Origin of the sequence: Pedobacter sp. MC2016-14 (genome assembly GCF_020991475.1) — a bacterium.
In the GTDB taxonomy this organism is placed as follows: Bacteria; Bacteroidota; Bacteroidia; order Sphingobacteriales; family Sphingobacteriaceae; genus Pedobacter.
Genome location: NZ_JAJMPA010000001.1, coordinates 1,173,637 through 1,192,782, shown reverse-complemented (window position 1 = coordinate 1,192,782; position 19,146 = coordinate 1,173,637). Strand labels below are relative to the sequence as shown.

Below are 19,146 nucleotides of genomic sequence, written 5' to 3'. Positions count from 1 at the left end.
TACTTAATTTTTATAGGTGTCTCTTACGGTTAAGACGCTTAGTTTGCCTATTGCCTTCTCTTCTGTAATAAAACTTACCTTTTTGGTTTCGCCAGGCAGCAGATCAAAATAATTGTCGGAGAAATGGCCTTCTGTACCTTCAAAATTCAGGTATACATTTTTAGCCAGGGCATTTGCACTGAGGCTAAGCTCCACACCATTTTTAAGCTGTTTTAAGCTATGTTTTACTTTAACCAGGGGAAGATTTACATTTTTTATCCTGTCAAAATAAAGCACATTTTCTGCCAGTGTATGATCCTTTGCCGCTAATTTTGCGGCTAAAAAAACGTCTTCCTTGTTGTTGCCTTTTAGCACTTCAATTACCGGTATGGTATACAACAAAGCTGAGGCATTGGGTTTAATGGAGACTTCCTGAGTTTTATTCCAAATGACTTTGCCTGTAAAATCTGTTACGCTGAGACTTAATTTTGCCTGAACAGTAACAAGGCTGTCTGAAACGACCTGGACATTGAGCTGATCATTTTTTACATAAGGAGAAACCAGGAGATTCTGAAATGCCTTTTTTACAAAATAATGCAAGCCCTTCCAGTTCTGGTAGTAATCCATGCCCGACCAGGAGGCCACAGGCCAGCAATCGTTGATTTGCCAATACAAAGACCCCATATTATAGGGCATGGCACGGCGGTGGGTTTCCATACCTACTTTCATCCCTTCGGCTTGCAATACCTGCCCCATGTACAGCAGGTTTTTAAAATCAGATGGAGTTTTATAATACCTGTCCATATAAGTTTTAATCCGCTGATTGCCAATATCCGTTCGCTGATGGCTCAACATTACCTCAGAGTCAATCTTCCAATCCTGGGCTATTGTAAACTTCTTTACGGTAGCAAACTCAGGAAAAGATTGAAAACCGTATTCGCTTACAAATCTCCCAACGTGATCGGCAAAAGCGGTAAAATCGTGTTCCGCATACCAAACACCCCAATAGTGCATGTCGCCATGCGCACTCACATCTGTAGCATGTGCATACTTGGTATTAAAGGGGGAAGATGACCAATAAAAAGCCGCAGGCAAAGCCTTTTTAAGTGCATCAGGCAGGATTTGCGTAAATACCTTTTGATAGTTGCGCCAAAGATCTGCTTGTTGCACATCTGTGTAGCGCTGTTTCCAACCCCAGCCAGCCTTTTCCTGATAGTTGGCCCATGCGAGGTCAATTTCGTTGTTGCCACACCACAATACAATAGATGGGCGATGACGTAAACGATTAATGTTATAACTTGCTTCTTTTTGAATCTTATCCAGGTAAGCACTATCGCCGGGGATCATGCTACAGGCGAACATAAAATCCTGCCATACCATAATCCCTTTTTCATCGCAGAGGTCATAGAAGAGGTCCTTCTCATAAAAACCACCGCCCCATACCCGTAGCATATTGATGTTGGCCGTTTTTGCTGCATCAATAAGGGATTTATATTTCCCATCGCTTACACGAGGAATAAACATATCCTGCGGAATATAATTAGCGCCCTTACAAAACACAGGTACCCCGTTAACCTGCACGTAAAAACTGCTCCCTGCAGAGTCTGGCTTTTGGATAACCTTAATGTCTCTGATGCCTATCTTTTTATACTGTACATCGCGAAGTACCCGACCCTGGGCAAGCTCTACCTTAAAATCATACATATAAGGCGTGCCTAGATTATGCGGCCACCAAAGCCGTGGTTTAAGCATTTCGAAAGGAAGATCCAGTGTTGTTGTACCCGCCTTTACAGTTGCCTTTAGTGTAGCCATTAACTTGCCATCGCTGGTTACAGACAGTTCTACTTCTGTTGCCTTAGTAGCTTGCAGGGTAACATGCCCTAGCAATGTGGCATTGTCTTTACTCACTTTTTGCTGCTCATAAAAAACATCGCTAAGCCTAACTGTGTTCCATCCCTTAAGCCCAACAGGCAGCCAGATGCCGGAAGTCACCAGTCTTGGTCCCCAATCCCATCCAAAATGATAGCCGGGTTTCCTCAAAAAGATCCCAACCTGGTCCTTACCCATTCCACCAGTCTTTGACTGGTCATTTGGGCTAGGCAAAGCATAACCTAATTTCTTTAAACCCTCCAGGCCCATGGCCGTAGGCGAATGAAACAATAGCCTTAATACATTGCCCTTGGCTTTCAGTACTTTCTTTACCTCCGCTGTCCAGCTTACAAAAAAGTTATCTGCCTTAAACAGTAGTTGTTCATTTAAATATACGTCAGCATAAGTATCCAGTCCTTTAAAATCAAGCTCCAGGTGCTCCATCCCCATTAACTCAGCAGGCACATCAAATGATTTTTGATATACCCAATTGGCCTTATCTATCCATTGAACCTGCTTTTCATTGTTCCGGTAATAAGGATCAGGAATCTTTTTATTGTCCAGCAAATCTGTATGCACGGTACCCGGCACTGTTGCCTTCATCCATTCGGCATCACCTGATTTGTGAAAAAGCCAACCTGAATTAAGCGCCATCTCTAAAGGTTTCTGCCCAAAGCAAACGGCATTAATCAGCATCAAACATAAAATTAGTATCTTTCTATACATTCGTCATTCTTTAAGCACTCAATCTCATTGTAATTATTAAAAACAGGTGGTCTCAGAGAAAGCCTGGCGTTGTCTGCCGAAGGCCTGACAAATGCAGCTTTCGAAGAGATTACCTGTTTTATTTATTTAAGAAACTTTTGCTGCTTTACATAATCCAGCACTTCCTGAAAGGTCCCTACCCACACATCCTTATTGGCAGCAAGGTATTGCAACAACTGCTCATGTGCCTCCGCAGAAATATCCAGGTAATCTCCACCAACACCATGAAACATAAATACTGCAAAACCACCTGTTTTTTGCGCATCCTTAACCAACCCAATCAGTGCATTACCATCAGTTTTGGCGGCCAGCCCCCATGCAGGCACCTTAAAATAATCCAGGGCTTTAAAATCTGTAACCACAGTGTGGTTTCTATCGCTCCCTGCACGCGCATATTTGATAAAACCAGAATTTTTAAGCTGTAGAGTATAATCCTGCCCACCAGCTAATGATGCTCCACAGGGATAGGCATAAGTACGTGTTTTCATTCCATCAATGCCATGCAGGAGCTTATTCATCAGGCCAATTTCCCGAACCATAGATTCTGGCGTATATTGCTCTGAATACGCATTTGCTTTATAGGCTTTTTCTGAACAAGGGTGATAAATACTATGGTTGGCCAGTTCATTCCCTTTGCGGCCTGCAGCTGCCCAACGGTCCATATCTTCCTCTTTAAACCTGCCATCCAGAAAGAAGGTTCCTTTAAGGCCATATGTAGAAAGTTGAGGTACTGCAAAAGCTAACTGAGAGGCCAGCGCATCATCATAACTGAGAATAATGGCCGCCTTTTTACCAGCAGGCCATTTAAACTCAGTTTGAGCGCTTGCGATGCCGTAAACCAAAAGCAATACGGCAAAAGCAAATTTCTTCATGTTTATTTTACTTCTTTATAGACACGAACATAGTCTACCAACATTACAGCAGGCAGTTTAGTCTCATCAATTACCTGTCCTGGCCATTCTCCACCTACAGCAAGATTTAAGATAATGTTAAATGGCAAATGAAACTCGCTTGTACTTGCGGCCCCGTCTTTGATCCAAACGCCATGGTAAAATTTGTCATCTAAATACCATTTGATGCTTTCTTTGGTCCATACCACACTATAAACATGGTATTCTGACGGTGTGCCATTTAATTTATTTCCCGCACTGGTATGTGTACCATCTGGTTTTGCCCAGTGCGCAGCGCCTGAAACCCATACTTCAGAATTGATGGTTTCCATAATGTCTATTTCGCCGCAAGCAGGCCAGCTTACACCTGGGGTGTTTCCCCTGGCCCTCATGTTTACGCCCAACATCCAGAATGCAGGCCAAAGACCTTGTCCGCGCGGAAGTTTCATCCGTGCTTCAATTCTACCGTAAGTAAACTCACGTTTATTTAAGGTATTGATCCTACCGGAGGTAAAATTGCTAAGTGGTGCTCCTGCAATAGTTTGTCTTTTGGCCGTGATTTGAAGGTTTCCATCAGCAACAGCTACGTTAGCTGCCTGATAGTTTTCCTGCTCCACATTTCCCCAAAATCCATAACCAATATCGTAATTCCAGTTTTCCGTTTTTAGTGCGGTACCATCAAATTCGTCTGACCATTCCAGTTCGTATTTTACCTCTGCCACCGGCGGGGTAACCTCTACCTCATCCGCTGCTGTAATTTTATTTTTCTTGCAGGCCGTACTTGCCAGCAGCAATAAGCTTATAAATAAGCCTCCTGTTAAGTGTAACATATGTTTTGAATTATGACGTTTCATAGCTTTATTTTTTAATTTGGTTAGATAATAATTTATCGTACATCCAGTTGTTCAACAGTTCCCATTGCTCTGGATAGCCAAAATGGCCCGTGTCTCTGGCAAGAAACAATTCTTTGGCTGCAGTAACTGAATTATAAACGGAGAACATGGTAGTGGGTGGGCAGGTTTCATCATTAAAACCCCAGGAATACATTCCCGGCACCTTTAATAGTTTGGCAAAATTTACCACATCGTAATACTTTGAAGTCTCAATGCGGGCAGGTGTATTGTTAAAAGCTGCATTGTCTTTATTGAACATATGCGGCCAGCCTCCGGCACGGTTATGCAGGTAACCAGTTAAATCTGACAGTGCCGGAAAAAGACACACCAGGTATTTAACACGGCTATCCAACGCAGCGGTAACTACAGAAAGTGCGCCGCCCTGACTGCCCCCAAATACCGCGATATTTTGCCCGTCAAATTCGGGCAGGCTATGGATTAAATCTACCGCTCTAACACAGCCCATGTAAACCCTTTTGTAATAGTATTGGTCTTTGTTATCCAGGTTATTAAAGAAATAATTATTCAGTGCACCATCAGATAAGTTAACATATACACCCGGATCCATTGTTACCGGAATGCCATGAATAGCCATTTCTACAGTAATAATTCCTTTTTCTGCCGCGGTAACATATCCATTTAAGGGTCTGATTCCTGCCCCCGGAACAATTAATTCTGCCGGATATTTTCCCGGTTTTTTGGGAATGCAAATCATACCATACAACCTGGCCCCATACCTAAAGTTCTGCACGCTAAACTGGTAAGTATTCACCTTTTCTGTACAGCGCTCTGGGATTAAGGTAAGTTTGGTATCTAGTGGTATTTTTGCAAGATCACTTTTCGCTTTATCCCAAAAGGCATTAAAATCTGCAGGCATATCTGTGGTAGGCTTAATCTCATACGGATTAAAACCTACGGTTGCCAGCCCACGGTATTGTTTTCCATCAACAGTAGTAGTGGCAATGCAGCGCAGAAAACCAGGTACTTTCATTGTACCGCCATCAACGGTTATTTTTCCGTCTGGCAGGTCTAGTTTTTTACTATAAGTAGCATCTACTTTTTCTGGCCCAACCTGTACATCTGCCTTGCAATTTTTTAAGGCATTACCGTCTTTTAGTACCGTAATGGTGAAGCTGGCCTTTTCTCCGGTTTTATAGGTCCAATCTGCATGATCAGGTGCCACCAAAACGGTGATATAGGTTCTGGGTGTTTGCGCAGCCGAAGGTACCAGCCAGAGCAGGAGCAAAAGATACATTAAGCCCCCGCGCAGGGGGGCTGTTTTATAAAAATCCGATCTCATCTACATAAACTGAATATCCACCAACATTACTGCCTTCGATCACCCAAATTTTAGAAAAATTAGCAGTTGAAGTGGCAACAGGAAAGTTGGAAAGTGGGATTACATAATCTGTGAAAGCACCTTCTGTGAGCGTAAGTGTCTCGGTATAATTGGTTAGCCCATTGAGCTGAATTTTCACCTTTTTACCTGCTGCACCAGTACCGCCATATATTGACAATTTTAGCGAAGTGAAGTTACTTAAACTTAATGCCGGACCGGTATACGCAAACTGTAAAGGGCAGGAGCTGGCAGTGTATTTAAGGAGAATTGATTTTGATCCCCTTACGCCCCCAGCAGTATTATCTGGGGTAGAACCACCAGCATCTCCCCATCCTCCGTAAGAAGTCATTCCAGATGCCCATCCATCCTGATACAGGATTTTTTTGAAAGCGAAGAACGAGTTTGTGGAAACAGATGACCCGCCTTCTGTAGAAACCGTAACATTGGCTTGAGAAATGCCGGCAGGAATTTTAATTTTAATCTCTTTACTGGTAGGGGTTCCAATAATTTCTGCTTCTGTTGTACCAAAAAGCACCTTTTTAAGGTTCTCAAAGTAATTTCCTGCAATGGTAATGGTACCACCAACTTCACCAAGTAATGGACTTACAGATGTAATTACAGGGAAAGGTTGCAACAGTCCGAAATCATATTCCGCAGCTCCGTACTGTGTGGTTACCTTCAGCTTGTTGGAGTATTGTGATCCGTAAGGAACATCGGTACCCACCGTAAAAATAAGGCTGCTTTCGGTTACAAATGCCGGATTAAAGAATACAGGTACACCATTAATGCTTACACTCATGGTGGTCTTAAGGTTTTTCCCTATCAACATGTATTGAGCATTCCACCGGGCCCCGGTTACAGTTGCGCCATTGGCTACCTTAGTAATAACATTTGCATATCTATTGGAATCCAGTCCTATGCGGATTTCCTTAAATGTGGTGTCATTTTTGGTTAGCGTAGTTACTTTTTCTAATACAGGAGCTTCTTTAGCTCCTGTATTATTCTCCTTTTTACAGGCAGAGTATACCAGGGTGATTGCGGCAAACAGTATCACCGTACGAATTTGCCAAATGTTTATTAAATTTTTCATCGGTATAAATTTGTTTTTAATGGTGATGAAGCTATCATGATTTAGCATACCAGGTGTGGTTTAAAAATCATGATGGTTTCATCTTCAATTATTTAAATACATAAGGTACAGGAGCTTCTTTTAGCTTTGGATTAGCTGCCACTTCAATTTCTGGATATGGAAATAAGAATTGTGAGTCCATCATGTTCAAATACATTGGCGTACCTATTACCCCTCTGTTTTGTGCATTAATGATTGCTTTTGCCAATGGGTGACTAGACACATTGAATCCATCCAAACGTCCCAAATCAAACCAATAGTCAAATTCTATAGCAAACTCAATCCGGCGTTCTTTTATAATATCCATTTTTGTGATTTCGGTTTTTAAGCCTAAGCCTGCACGGGTTCTGATTTTATTAAATGGTGTTAATGCAGCGGCATCAGTGGTAGAAGCTGCATTACCCAATACGGCTTCTGCTTCGATTAACAGAACCTCTGCATAACGCATGAGGTAGGTATTTATACCTGTAGACTGTTGTGCACCTTTACCTCCATTATCGGCAGGAGTACCTACTACATATTTTTTGATACCAGCACCTGTATTTCCGAAACTCCAGGTTGTTGGCACTGTTAATCCACCGGTAGCCTGATTAATTTCTGGATATACATCACCTTTCATCATAATCGTACTGCGTCTCCTGGTATCTCCCGCTTCATAAGCTTCCTGCAAACTATAAGTTGCTGCAACAACACCCCAGCCATCTCCAGTACCTGTTAAAATACTGTTTGTAGCAAATGATGCTTGTAAGCTGTTTCCGCTTCCGTAAGGTCCGCCGCCAACCCATTGCATCGCAGCTACAGACTCCTCATTGTTATTGTTGGCAGTTAAAAACAAGTCGTGATAGGTTTTTCCTGGAACATCAACGCCATACAATTTAAACTCGCCACTGTTGATTACCCTTTCTGCATAAAGCCTTGCATTGGGATAATCTTTCATATAGAGATAAACTTTTGCCAGCATAGCAGCTGCTGAACCACTGGAAATACGCCCCTGTGCTGCGGAGGGTGCACTTCGAATCATTTTAGTACAGTTTTCTTCTGCAAATTTGAGGTCATTAACGATAAATTTATACACGTCAGGGACTGGATTAGTATTAACCTTATATTCGGTAGCAAGGTCTAAGCTATTTTCTATGATTGGAACATTTCCAAACAAACGTGTTAAGTAAAAATAAGCCAATGCACGCATAAAACGAGCTTCTCCAAGTGCATTGTTTAGCACAGCAGAAGGAACAGAGGCCGGAACTTTTACCGGAAGGGTATTGATTAAAGCATTGGCCTGAGCTATTACGGTGAACATTCCAGTCCATGCATTGATGATCTCTGTGTTGTTGCCCGTTCCGGCTATGGTGTTAAATGTAACTACATCTGCGGCGTAACTACGTCCGTTGCCACTCGCTACTTCTGTACAATAAGCAGCTTTATTGTTCCAGAGAAACCATACTTTGTTATATAGGCCATTGGTACTAGCTTTTACCTGATCTGCAGTATCATAATAATTATCAACCGCGATGGCATCTTGTGGTGCCTGGTCAAAAAAGGATTTTTTACAGGCGGAAATCATTAAACAACCAGCCAGCCCGAATAACACAAGATATTTTTTATAGTGTATCATAATCATTTTATTAAAATTCTGCGTTAAGTCCAAAAGTAAATACCCGTGCAGAAGGATATCTGCCGATGTCTACACCCGAATACAAGGGATTCTGATTCTGCAAACCTATCTCAGGATCGTACCCATCATATTTGGTAAACGTATAGAGGTTTTGCACGCTTGCATATAACTTTAATTTATTCAGTTTAACCTTTTTAATAAAGTCTGATGAGAAAGTATAACCAAAATTGATGTTCTGCACCCGCACATATGAACCATCAAAGATGTACCTGTCAGATATCAGGATATTGCTGTTATCAGACGATGCTTTAGGCGCAGGAATATTGGAAGTTGGATTCTGTGGTGTCCAGAAATTTGCCTGTGATGCCAGCTGATTTTGGTAAAGCGAGGTCATAGCAGTTAAAATCCTGTCGGCCATACTCAAAATCCTGCCGCCGTATGAGCCCTGAAGAAAAATACTGAGGTCAAATGCCTTGTAGCTGAAATTGTTGGTTAAGCCAAAGGTAAATTCAGGCTGCGGACTTCCAAGGCTTTCCTGGTCACGTGAATCAATGATGTTATCATTATTCAGGTCTACATACTGTACATCACCTAACCAGGTTTGTTTAGCACCTCTGCTGGGATCATTGGAAACCGGATTACCGAATTGTATAGGTGCATTTCTTAACTGTGCGTCTGTTTTAAAGATCCCTTTAACACGATACCCATAGAACTCTCCTAAAGGACCGCCAACCACAGTTCTTGTAATTGGAATTGCAGTGGAACCATATGTTTGCAGAATATAAGGCAAACCATTGGCTAATGAGGTTACTTTGTTGTTGTACTTGGAGAAAGTTAAAGCAGTATTCCATTTGAAATTTGCTGCAGCGATATTTTTGGAGTTTAACGTAAAATCAAATCCATTGTTGGTAATACCTCCGGCATTTACAAAAGGAGGACTGATACCGCCCATTGATGAAGAACCGCCAACTACATAAGCAGGCAATGGCAACTGGAATAAAAATTTAGATGATTTACGTTCAAAATAATCGAAAGTAGCCCGGAAACGATCTTTGAACAAACCAAAATCTACACCTACATTGTACTCTTCATGATGCTCCCACTCCAGCTCTGGATTTGCAATTCTGTCTAGTAAAAAGCCAGTTCCCAATCCTGATACAGTAGCATTTAGTTTAGAGCCAAAAGCATAACTAGGAATCGCTTCATTTCCAACATGTCCATAACCTATCCTGAATTTGACATCATTGGCCACGTCTTTAATCCTGTCCATAAAAGATTCTTCCGAAACCTTCCATGATGCAGCAAAGGAGGGGAAATAACCTGTCCGGTTACCCTCCGCAAAGTTAGAGGATATATCACTTCTGATAGTAGCCGTTACACTATATTTTCCGTTAAAAGTATAGATGACCCTTGCAAATTTAGACTCCATATTGTGTGGTGGAGTTTTTTGCTCATTAACAATCGCTGTAGCTGAATTTCCAAGATTTAAGGTAGGAACTTCATCACCTAAATTATTAACCAGAAAATCTGAAATAGTAGATTGAACATTATTGTAGTAATTAGAATTTACCTGATAGCCTAATAAAGCCGTTACGTCATGCTTTTTAGCAAACACATGCCTGTAAGTTAAGTACTCTTTCCAGTTCCAGTAGTTATTTCTTCCGTTTTGCTCTCTTAAAACTGCCAGGGGATTTCTAAAACGGCCATAAGAATAACTCGGATTAAAAGTCTTACTGTCTGAAAAACCAAAATCACCTCCAACTTCTGAGCGTAAAGTCAAATCTTTGAAGAACTTGATTTCATTGTATAAGTTAGCATTTAAATTATTCCTGTTTAACCTATTGTAAATACTTAAAGCCTGCTGAACTGGGTTTATCAATCCCGAAATTGCATCAGGCGTATCAGGAGGACCAGCATAGGAGCCATCAGAATTATAGATAGGTACTTCTGGCGCTTGTAATAATGCATTATAAATAATTCCACCTTGATCACTATAAATAATTTTTTCTCCCGTACGGCTTCCAGATATAATTAAACCCACTTTAGCCCATGGTTTAACCTGAACATCTAAATTAGAGCGGAAACTATATCTTTTAAATGAGGAGCCTATGGCAATCCCATCCTGATCAAAATAACCGCCAGAAATGTAATAGGATAACCCATCCTTTCCACCGGAAACCGAAAGCTGGTGACTTTGCATTGCTGCGGTACGAAAGATGGCGCGTTGCCAATCTGTGCCTTCGCCCAGCATATCCGGACTGGCCAGCTCATCTCTACGGGTCATCCCATAAGAATCTGCCAATGAGTTTTGCAGTTTTGCATATTGCGGCAAGTTCATCAGCTTAAGAAATTTCTGAGCCTGCTGTAACCCGCTGTATCCATCGTAATTGATGCGAGCGCTTCCCATTTTTCCCTTTTTGGTAGTAATAATAATTACTCCGTTCGCAGCCCTGTTACCATAAATTGCGGCAGCAGAGGCATCTTTTAAAATGTCTATTGACTCTACGTCATTTGGATTTAATAAGGCCAGGGGGCTTGGTGAATATGCACCTGAATTTGCACTAAAAGATTGATTACCATTTGCATTTGCTGCACCAGAAATCTCTACACCATCAATTACATACAATGGTTCTGCAGAGCCAAAACTGGCAATTCCGCGAATATGTACAGAGGTTTGACTTCCGGGAGCGCCCGAATTTTGCGAAACCGTAATACCCGCAGCCTTGCCTTGCAGCAATTGGTCAATGCTGGATTGAGGAATGGCTGCAATGTCTGCTGCCTGAACAGAAGAAATAGAGCCATTGATATCCCCTCTTTTCTGCGTTCCGTATCCGATTACTACTACTTCATCGAGCCCGGTTGATTTAGTGCTCAAGACCACATCTATTACGCGCTTATCACCTACTTTAACGTCTTTGGGAGAATAACCCAGAATGGAAAAGATGAGTGTAGCATTTGCATCAGGGACATCAATGGAATAATAACCGTTCAAATCTGTCATAGTTCCTTTATTTGAACCAAGAATTCTAACGCTAACGCCTGGCAAAGCGCCTTTCTCGTCCGTTACACGTCCCTTTATGGGAATGATAGCTTTATAAAATTCATTTAAATTAACCTTCCTTTTTACGATAATAATCTTGTTATTAAGCGTATAAGTTAATGGCTGACCATTAAAAGAAGCCTTTAATACCTCTGTCAGCGGTGCATTTTTAAAATCGAGGTCTACAGATTTGGCGCCTTCCAGCATCTCATCTGTGTACAAGAACAAGTATCCTGTTTGATTATGTATCTCCTTGAACACCTGGTCCAGGGATGCATTTTTTCTTGAATAGGTAATCTTTTGAGCATACCCGGCCATGGAGACCTGAAGGAAGGCAGTCAATAGTAGAACCAATGTAAGTTTCATAACCCGTGCATATTTATGAATGCAGACTGGAAGCCTACATCCTGTTTGAGTGTAAAATTTCATTATATTTGGAAATGTTGGGTTTTTAAGTGTTTATTTTGGTTGTCAGTCAATGATAAGCTTTATAAGAAAACCTTTCCCGCCAGAGGTGTTCACAGCACTTCTGGTTTTTTGGTTTTTAAAGCAACGAATGTAAAATTCTACGGCATTAAATTTTCCTCCCTTCTTACGTTTATATTTGGTTATTATAGAGAAGACGTAGACACTTAAGTAAAAGCCCCCTCTATATTTTTTTTATTATAATTATTTTGACCGTAACAGCGCTTCCAGGTAATAATAATCTGCATAAGTAAGCGGCTGATCTACTTCTGTACGCTGCTCAGGAAAATAGCCCACACTATGTTTTAAAATAAATCCACCATTTTTTCCGTTAGATGCCGTATAATCAGTGGAGGATAGCTTTTTTATAATGCCTAGAGCTGCCTTCCTGTATTTTTCTGCATCTGCTTTTTCAACATATTTTGCCAGTTCAAACCATGCAGAACTCATGACCGCCGCAGCTGATGCATCTCTGGGTGCATTTGGAATATCGGGTACGTTGAAATCCCAATAGGGTATAAGATCTTTTGGCAGGTTATGGTGATTTAAAATGTAGGACGAGATATGCCTGGCCTGATCAAGGTATTTTTTATCCTTCGTTTCCCTATACATTACCGTATAGCCATACAGTCCCCAGGCCTGCCCACGGGCCCATGCAGAAGCATCAGCATAACCCTGTGCAGTAATTTGTGCCTTAACCGCTCCAGTTTCCGGGTTATAATTTACCAAATGATATGAACTATAATCTGGCCTGAAATGATTTTTTAGGGTATGGTTGGCATGGGTTACCGCAATTTTGTAATAACTGGAATCGCCGGACATTTTAGTGGCCCAAAATAACAGTTCCAGGTTCATCATGTTGTCTATAATCACAATAAAATCGGAAGGTTTAGAATTCCAGGATCTAATGCAGCCCACCTTTGGATCAAACCTGCTGGCCAGGGATTTTGCGCTGTTCAGTAAAATTTCCCTGGTTTTACTGTTCGGGAACATGCGGTAGTAATTGCCAAAACTGCAATACATCATAAAACCGAGATCGTGTGTAGTGGTATCAAACTGTTCTCCTTCCAGCAATTTCATCATACGCTCTGCTTCTAACAGCATTGCAGAATCTTTAGTAGCTTCATACAAATACAATAAAGTACCAGGATAGAAACCACTGCACCACCATTCAGGACCACTGCTTACAAAGACATCAGTTTTAGGCACGTATGATCTTGGAAACTGACCTCTAGGAATCAGTTTTTGCATAGATTTATATTGGGCGACAGCATTGTGATATAAAGATTTTTGCGCATACAGGGGTACAATAAAAAGCATGCAAAAGCACATGCTTAGCACCGTAATTTTTTTATTCATATTTGGTTAGGGAGTAATAATTACTTTTTTGCCTTCTATTTTATAATCGATAACACCAGTGAGTTTTAGTGCGTTTAGCACTTCTACAATATCTTTGGAACGTGGTACGGTTCCTACAAATCCCTCATGAGTAATGTTTCCTTCATAAATCACCTCTACATCATACCAACGGGCCACCTTACGCATAATGGACTGAATGTTCTCTCTTGAGAACTTAAAATAGCCCTCTTTCCAGTCTATAAACGGCTCTGTATCTACTTCCAGGATATTAAATGATGCTCCTATCCGGGATTGCTGTCCAGGCCTTAACAACTCCGTTTTTCCAGAACTGCGCTGGGCTACCTTTACACTGCCCTCTAATAGTGTGGTGGCCACAACTGGCTCATCCAAATAAGCATTGATATTGAAATGGGTACCCAAAACTTCCACATCCTGGGTGCTTGTTCTTACCCTAAAAGGTCGTGTTTTATCTTTAGAAATTTCAAAATATCCTTCTCCAATCAATTCAACAGATCGCTGTTTCGCAGAAAATACCGAAGGAAACTTTAAAGAGGACTCAGAGTTTAACCATACGGTACTCCCATCGGGCAGTTTAACAGTGTACTGCCCCCCACGAGGTGTAGATAAAGTGTTGTAGGCAATTTCAGTCCCTGCTTTGAGTTCTGAAGCATCAAAAACAATCTGCCCGTCTTTTGCTTTATAAATTACAGCATTCCCAGAATTAGTAAGTTTTCCAACCCCCGCGGTATCCAGTATGATTTTTTGTCCATTAGCCAGGGCCAATACAGCCTTATTTCCACCCTGGACAATTTTAATTTTAGAAAGCTGGCCATCAGCGGCGGTATTTTTGCCAGCAGGGTTAAGAAGATATTTGCCCGCAACACCACAAACAATTAATATACAGGCAGCAGCCACAATATTTCTAAATTTAGGCCATAACTTTACCGTCTGAACCTCGGTGTTTTCATAGCCTTGTAAACTATTTAACCTGGCTTCAATCTTCTGAGCCAATTTCGGATCGAAGGACATCTGTTGCTCTACAGCCATTCCCCTGTAAAGATCCATTACACGTTCTACCTGTCCTGCATCCTGATTGTACAGCCAATTGATAAATAACTGGTGCTCTTGCTCGTTATGCTGGTTGTTGTAAAATTTCTTAAGAAATTCCGAAAGTTCTTTCTCTTCCATATAGTGTAGACGAATAAAGGTCTAAAAAGAACCCCTTTGAAGATAATTTAAAAAAATGTGCAGGAGCATAAAGAAAGACAAAATCTCATTTCTGTGCATATACTGACGTACAAAGCTAATCCCGGCATAAAGCTGTTTTTTTACAACGGACTTGGAAATGTTAAGTTTTGCCGCAATTTCATCAAGTGACAGCTCCTCCCTAGTACGCATTAAAAATATCGCCCTCCTCTTTTCAGGAAGCATAGCAATGGCCTCTTCTGCAATTTTCATGTGCTGCTTATAGATCAGCGGTTCGTCAGTCCGTTCATTACTGTCTTCACTATCTGGTTTCAGCGCATTGATTGCTTTGGCTTTCACCGCATTTCTGCGGATTTCATCTAAAAGCAGGTTTTTAGCAGATTTAAATAAATAAGGCTTAAAAGAGGTAATGTATTGCAGGTTCTCTTTTTTCTCCCAAATTTTAACGAATATATCCTGAACAATTTCTTCGCTGGATTCCCTGGATTTGGTGAACAGGTAAATATAATTATACAGTTCTGAAAGGTGCTGCTGATATAACGAGGAAAATGCTTTCCTGTCGCCAGAAATGATCTTCTTTAGTACATCAGCTTCATTAAAATGGGAATCCACAAAGAATTGTATTTGGTTTATGCTTAACAAATATATAGGATAAAATCAAACAAACAAGTCCCGGAATTTATAATAAAGCCTGTATAAATAAAATACCTAAATTTGTCTCCTTTCAATCCATAGACTTCCATTTGTTATGACCCACAAGGAAAAATTAAGCGAAATACGCAAGCAGATGCAACAAGATAATGTTCAAGCTTACATTATCCCTTCTGCCGATCCACACATCAGTGAATATTTGCCAAACCATTATAAGTGTATCCCTTTTACTTCAGGTTTCACGGGTTCTGCCGGAACCTTGGTAATTACCCAGGATTTTGCAGGCCTTTGGACAGATTCCAGGTATTTTGAACAAGGTGAAGAACAATTAAAGGGCAGTGGTTTTACCCTGGTTAAACAAAAGGTACAGGCCTATCCGGAATACATTCCATGGCTGGCAGATAGGTTATCTGCAGGTGATACCGTTGCCAGTGATGAGAAATTACTGTCCCTGATGCTGGGTACAATACTTACCGAAAAACTTTCTGTAAAGGGAATTGAAGTACGCAGTAAAGACTATCTAAGCCCAATTTGGGAAAACCGTACTCCCCTGCCAACTGAAGCTGCTTTTTTGATTGAAGACGATTTTAATGGTCAATCTGTAAATGCTAAACTTGCTGCAGTACGTGAATCACTAAATACCTATGCCGCCCAGTATCACTTAATCTCTTCTCTGGATGACATTGCCTGGTTGTTTAATATCCGGGGTAAAGATGTAAGCTATAACCCGGTTACACTTGCTTTTGCGCTGATTAGCCAGGATCACGCTAATCTATATATCAATCCTGCTAAATTGACTGCAGAAGAGAAAGAAACGCTGCTCAAAAGCGGTGTTGAGGTATACAACTATGATGAGATTGAAAATGCACTTAGCAGGCTTCCGGAAAACAGCAGTATATTTATTGATCCAAAGCGGAACTGTTTTGCCTATGCGAAACTTATACCCGCATCGGCCAGAATAGTTAAGGAAACTAATCCTTCAACAATCTTAAAAGCCATTAAAAACGAGACAGAACTGAGTAATACCCGAAACACGATGGTAAAAGATGGTATTGCCATTACACGGTTTTTGAAATGGTTGATGGAAAATATTGGTAAAACACCAATTACAGAACTCTCTGCTGCTGCAAAATTAAGGGAATACCGGGAACAGCAGGAAGGATTTTCTGGCGACAGTTTTACCACCATCAGTGCCTATAGGGCACACGGGGCATTACCACACTATTCTGCCTCTGAAGAAAGTGATGCAGAACTAAAACCCGAGAGCCTGTACCTTGTAGATTCTGGCGGACAGTACTTCTACGGAACAACTGATATTACCCGCACGCTGCCCCTGGGGCCAACTACAGAGGAGGAAGAAATAGATTATACGCTGGTGCTAAAGGGTATGATTGAGGGTTGTAAAACCCGATTCCCTAAGGGAACCTGTGGCTACCAGATTGACGCAATTACCCGAAACCCGCTATGGGCACATGGACGCAATTACGGTCATGGAACGGGCCACGGTGTAGGTTATTTCTTAAATGTGCATGAAGGGCCACAAGCTTTTAATCCAACCAACAATCCAATTGCCATGGAATTAGGGATGATTACCTCTATTGAACCTGGCATTTACCGCCCTGGCAAACATGGCATCAGGATAGAAAACCTGGTGAATACGGTAACGGATATTAGCACGGAATTTAATGATTTTTATGCTTTTGAGACTTTAACACTTGCACCAATACACACTGGTATTTTACGTAAAGATCTTCTGGAGCAAAGCCAATTAGACTGGCTAAATGAATATCATACTAAAGTGTATGAAAAACTGAGCCCATTTTTAAAGGAAGAAGAGAAACAATGGCTTAAAAATGAAACCAGGGCAATTTAAGCCGGAAGGCTAATTTTACCCATTAATACTGTAGGCAATCCGGGGCGGCTCCCAAAACTGAGCTGCCCTCCGCTTACGCATTCATTAGCCAAGACCGCAAATAAAACCGCCTCTTTAGCATCTGGGTTTATAGCAAGCGCATTGGTATCCTTTAATTCCTTACCCAATAATTTGCTGAGTTTATGTACCAGCAGTGGGTTATGCATACCCCCGCCACTCATATAAATTTCAAAGGCATCTAAGCCATTCATTGATCGTTTGATGGCATCTGAAATGGTAACCGCAGTAAATTCGCATAGTGTAGCAAGGACATCTTCATTATGCAACCCAGTAGTGGCAGACCTTTCTCTTGCAGCATCCAGATAACTCAGACTGAACAATTCCGGTCCGGTGGTTTTGGGGAAACCCAGTGCAAAGAAATCATCATTCAATAAGGCATTGAGCAAATCATCATTTACTTTTCCGGTATTCGCAATTGCTGCATTTTCATCGTAATGCTTGCCAGGGTAATGAAGCTGTACAAACTGATCCATTAGGGTATTTCCCGGACCAACATCTGTAGAAAAAACAAGCTCAGCCTTATGACCCGCAGGTAAAAAGGTAAAATTGGCAATACCGCCTATATTTAGTAATATCCTGTTTTCAACGGGGCTACAAAACATCAGGAAATCGCCATATACTGCCAAAGGTGCCCCCTCGCCACCCGCGGCAATGTGTTTCTGTCTGAAATCACTTAAGGTAATGATGCCTGTTTTAACGGCTATATGATCGCCATCTCCAATTTGAAGGGTGGCATTCGGATATTCTGGTAACCGATGTAGAGAAGCAGGTGCATGGAATATCGTTTGGCCATGACTGGCAATCAGGTCTACATTGGCAGCAGGAAATTCCCATTCTGATAAACACTGTAAGATCAACGAGGCGTGATAGCTTCCTATATAGGCGTTGAGCAGCGTTACTTTCTGAAGGTCAACCGACGATTTAAAAGAAACGGATTTTAGCTCTTCTTTAAATTCAGCGGTATAACTTATGGTTTTAAAGTTTAATAATTCAATTTTAGTTTCTGTACCAGCACCTAAAAACCTGCACAGGGCAACATCCAACCCATCAAGCGATGTACCAGACATTAACCCTACGATCACCCTGGCAGGGGCTACCGAAAGTTCTGTTAGCTTATTCAGCTGCTGATTCATCTGCTATAAATTACTTTACCATTTTTAGCAGGTAGGCTCCATAGCCGCTTTTCACCAGAGGTGTAGCTATGGCTTTAAGCTGCGCTGCGTCTATAAAACCCATCCGGTAGGCCACTTCCTCAATACAGCCTATTTTTAAGCCCTGACGCTCTTCTATTACTTGCACAAACTGGCCTGCCTGCATCAAAGAGGCAAATGTGCCAGTATCAAGCCATGCAGTACCTCTGCTCAATACGCCTACCTTTAATTTTCCTTGTTCTAAATAGGCTTTATTAACATCCGTAATTTCATATTCTCCTCTTGGGGAAGGCTTGATATTTTTAGCGATCTCCACTACTGTGTTGTCATAAAAATATAAGCCGGGAACTGCATAGTCAGATTTGGGTTCCAATGGTTTCTCTTCTATAGAGACTGCATTTTTTTGTTCGTCAAACTCCACAACGCCATAACGTTCAGGGTCAGATACACGGTAAGCAAATACTACACCACCTTCAGGGTCAGAACTGGCCTGAAGTAATTTAGCCATCCCATCACCATAAAAAATATTATCGCCCAGTACTAAAGCAACTTTGTCATCACCAATAAAATCAGCCCCAATTACAAAAGCCTGCGCCAGGCCATTTGGCTCCGCTTGTACAGCATAAGAGAACTTACAACCAAGATTACTGCCATCTCCAAGAAGTTTTTGAAAATTTGGAAGGTCATGCGGCGTAGAAATGATTAAGATTTCTTTAATGCCGGCAAGCATCAGCGTTGACAATGGATAATAGATCATGGGCTTATCATAAACCGGCATCATCTGTTTGCTCATTACTAAGGTTAAAGGGTGCAACCTGGTGCCACTTCCGCCTGCTAAAATAATTCCTTTCAAGTTTTTACG

Annotated in this window: 13 protein-coding genes; 1 reads left to right on the top strand and 12 read right to left on the bottom strand. The window is 41.4% G+C overall.

Annotated elements, in window-relative coordinates; genetic code table 11:
* Positions 1-3: 3 nt before the first annotated feature.
* The 10 genes from LPB86_RS05015 to LPB86_RS04970 form a co-directional block, all read right to left on the bottom strand.
* Complete coding sequence (locus LPB86_RS05015) at positions 4-2,574, bottom strand: glycoside hydrolase family 2 protein (RefSeq protein WP_230641562.1); 2,571 nt, start codon at positions 2,572-2,574, stop codon at positions 4-6.
* Between the two features lie 122 nt (positions 2,575-2,696).
* Positions 2,697-3,485 carry a polysaccharide deacetylase family protein gene (locus tag LPB86_RS05010; protein WP_230641561.1) on the bottom strand — a complete coding sequence of 263 codons (789 nt, stop codon included), beginning with the start codon at positions 3,483-3,485 and terminating at the stop codon, positions 2,697-2,699.
* A gap of 2 nt (positions 3,486-3,487) precedes the next feature.
* Positions 3,488-4,357, bottom strand: coding sequence for a family 16 glycosylhydrolase (locus LPB86_RS05005; protein WP_230641560.1), 870 nt, complete (start codon positions 4,355-4,357; stop codon positions 3,488-3,490).
* Between the two features lie 4 nt (positions 4,358-4,361).
* The gene (locus LPB86_RS05000) at positions 4,362-5,696 is read right to left on the bottom strand and encodes an acetylxylan esterase (RefSeq protein WP_230641559.1); all 1,335 of its coding nucleotides are present in this window, start codon (positions 5,694-5,696) and stop codon (positions 4,362-4,364) included.
* A complete protein-coding gene (locus LPB86_RS04995) occupies positions 5,677-6,825 on the bottom strand; it encodes an IPT/TIG domain-containing protein (RefSeq protein WP_230641558.1) in 1,149 nt (382 codons plus the stop codon). Before LPB86_RS04995 ends, LPB86_RS05000 begins: the two co-directional genes overlap by 20 nt.
* Before the next feature lie 88 nt (positions 6,826-6,913).
* Positions 6,914-8,479, bottom strand: a complete 1,566-nt coding sequence (locus LPB86_RS04990; RefSeq protein WP_230641557.1) for a RagB/SusD family nutrient uptake outer membrane protein — start codon at positions 8,477-8,479, stop codon at positions 6,914-6,916.
* Between the two features lie 10 nt (positions 8,480-8,489).
* The gene (locus LPB86_RS04985) at positions 8,490-11,885 is read right to left on the bottom strand and encodes a TonB-dependent receptor (RefSeq protein ID WP_230641556.1); all 3,396 of its coding nucleotides are present in this window, start codon (positions 11,883-11,885) and stop codon (positions 8,490-8,492) included.
* A gap of 303 nt (positions 11,886-12,188) precedes the next feature.
* Positions 12,189-13,343, bottom strand: a complete 1,155-nt coding sequence (locus LPB86_RS04980; RefSeq protein WP_230641555.1) for a glycoside hydrolase family 88 protein — start codon at positions 13,341-13,343, stop codon at positions 12,189-12,191.
* Positions 13,344-13,349: 6 nt separating this feature from the next.
* Entirely contained in the window at positions 13,350-14,531 is a 1,182-nt protein-coding gene (locus LPB86_RS04975; RefSeq protein WP_230641554.1) for a FecR family protein, read from the bottom strand.
* A 21-nt stretch (positions 14,532-14,552) separates the two neighbouring features.
* The gene (locus LPB86_RS04970) at positions 14,553-15,161 is read right to left on the bottom strand and encodes an RNA polymerase sigma-70 factor (RefSeq protein WP_230641553.1); all 609 of its coding nucleotides are present in this window, start codon (positions 15,159-15,161) and stop codon (positions 14,553-14,555) included.
* Between the two features lie 136 nt (positions 15,162-15,297).
* Between LPB86_RS04970 and LPB86_RS04965 the strand changes: the two genes are divergently transcribed.
* Positions 15,298-17,073, top strand: a complete 1,776-nt coding sequence (locus tag LPB86_RS04965) for an aminopeptidase P family protein (protein WP_230641552.1) — start codon at positions 15,298-15,300, stop codon at positions 17,071-17,073.
* Here the strand turns inward: LPB86_RS04965 and LPB86_RS04960 are convergent.
* Both LPB86_RS04960 and rfbA read right to left on the bottom strand, forming a co-directional pair.
* On the bottom strand, positions 17,070-18,266 hold the full coding sequence (locus tag LPB86_RS04960; protein WP_230641551.1) for an anhydro-N-acetylmuramic acid kinase: 1,197 nt from the start codon (positions 18,264-18,266) through the stop codon (positions 17,070-17,072). The genes LPB86_RS04965 and LPB86_RS04960 overlap by 4 nt on opposite strands.
* A 10-nt stretch (positions 18,267-18,276) precedes the next feature.
* Entirely contained in the window at positions 18,277-19,137 is an 861-nt protein-coding gene (gene rfbA / locus LPB86_RS04955; RefSeq protein WP_230641550.1) for a glucose-1-phosphate thymidylyltransferase RfbA, read from the bottom strand.
* Between the last annotated feature and the right edge of the window lie 9 nt (positions 19,138-19,146).

Bases quoted from the DNA above. Each gene is read 5' to 3' on its own strand.
- LPB86_RS05015 (WP_230641562.1), bottom strand. From the start codon at position 2,574: ATGTATAGAAAGATACTAATTTTATGTTTGATGCTGATTAATGCCGTT.
- LPB86_RS05010 (WP_230641561.1), bottom strand. From the start codon at position 3,485: ATGAAGAAATTTGCTTTTGCCGTATTGCTTTTGGTTTACGGCATCGCA.
- LPB86_RS05005 (WP_230641560.1), bottom strand. From the start codon at position 4,357: ATGAAACGTCATAATTCAAAACATATGTTACACTTAACAGGAGGCTTA.
- LPB86_RS05000 (WP_230641559.1), bottom strand. From the start codon at position 5,696: ATGAGATCGGATTTTTATAAAACAGCCCCCCTGCGCGGGGGCTTAATG.
- LPB86_RS04995 (WP_230641558.1), bottom strand. From the start codon at position 6,825: ATGAAAAATTTAATAAACATTTGGCAAATTCGTACGGTGATACTGTTT.
- LPB86_RS04990 (WP_230641557.1), bottom strand. From the start codon at position 8,479: ATGATACACTATAAAAAATATCTTGTGTTATTCGGGCTGGCTGGTTGT.
- LPB86_RS04985 (WP_230641556.1), bottom strand. From the start codon at position 11,885: ATGAAACTTACATTGGTTCTACTATTGACTGCCTTCCTTCAGGTCTCC.
- LPB86_RS04980 (WP_230641555.1), bottom strand. From the start codon at position 13,343: ATGAATAAAAAAATTACGGTGCTAAGCATGTGCTTTTGCATGCTTTTT.
- LPB86_RS04975 (WP_230641554.1), bottom strand. From the start codon at position 14,531: ATGGAAGAGAAAGAACTTTCGGAATTTCTTAAGAAATTTTACAACAAC.
- LPB86_RS04965 (WP_230641552.1), top strand. From the start codon at position 15,298: ATGACCCACAAGGAAAAATTAAGCGAAATACGCAAGCAGATGCAACAA.
- LPB86_RS04960 (WP_230641551.1), bottom strand. From the start codon at position 18,266: ATGAATCAGCAGCTGAATAAGCTAACAGAACTTTCGGTAGCCCCTGCC.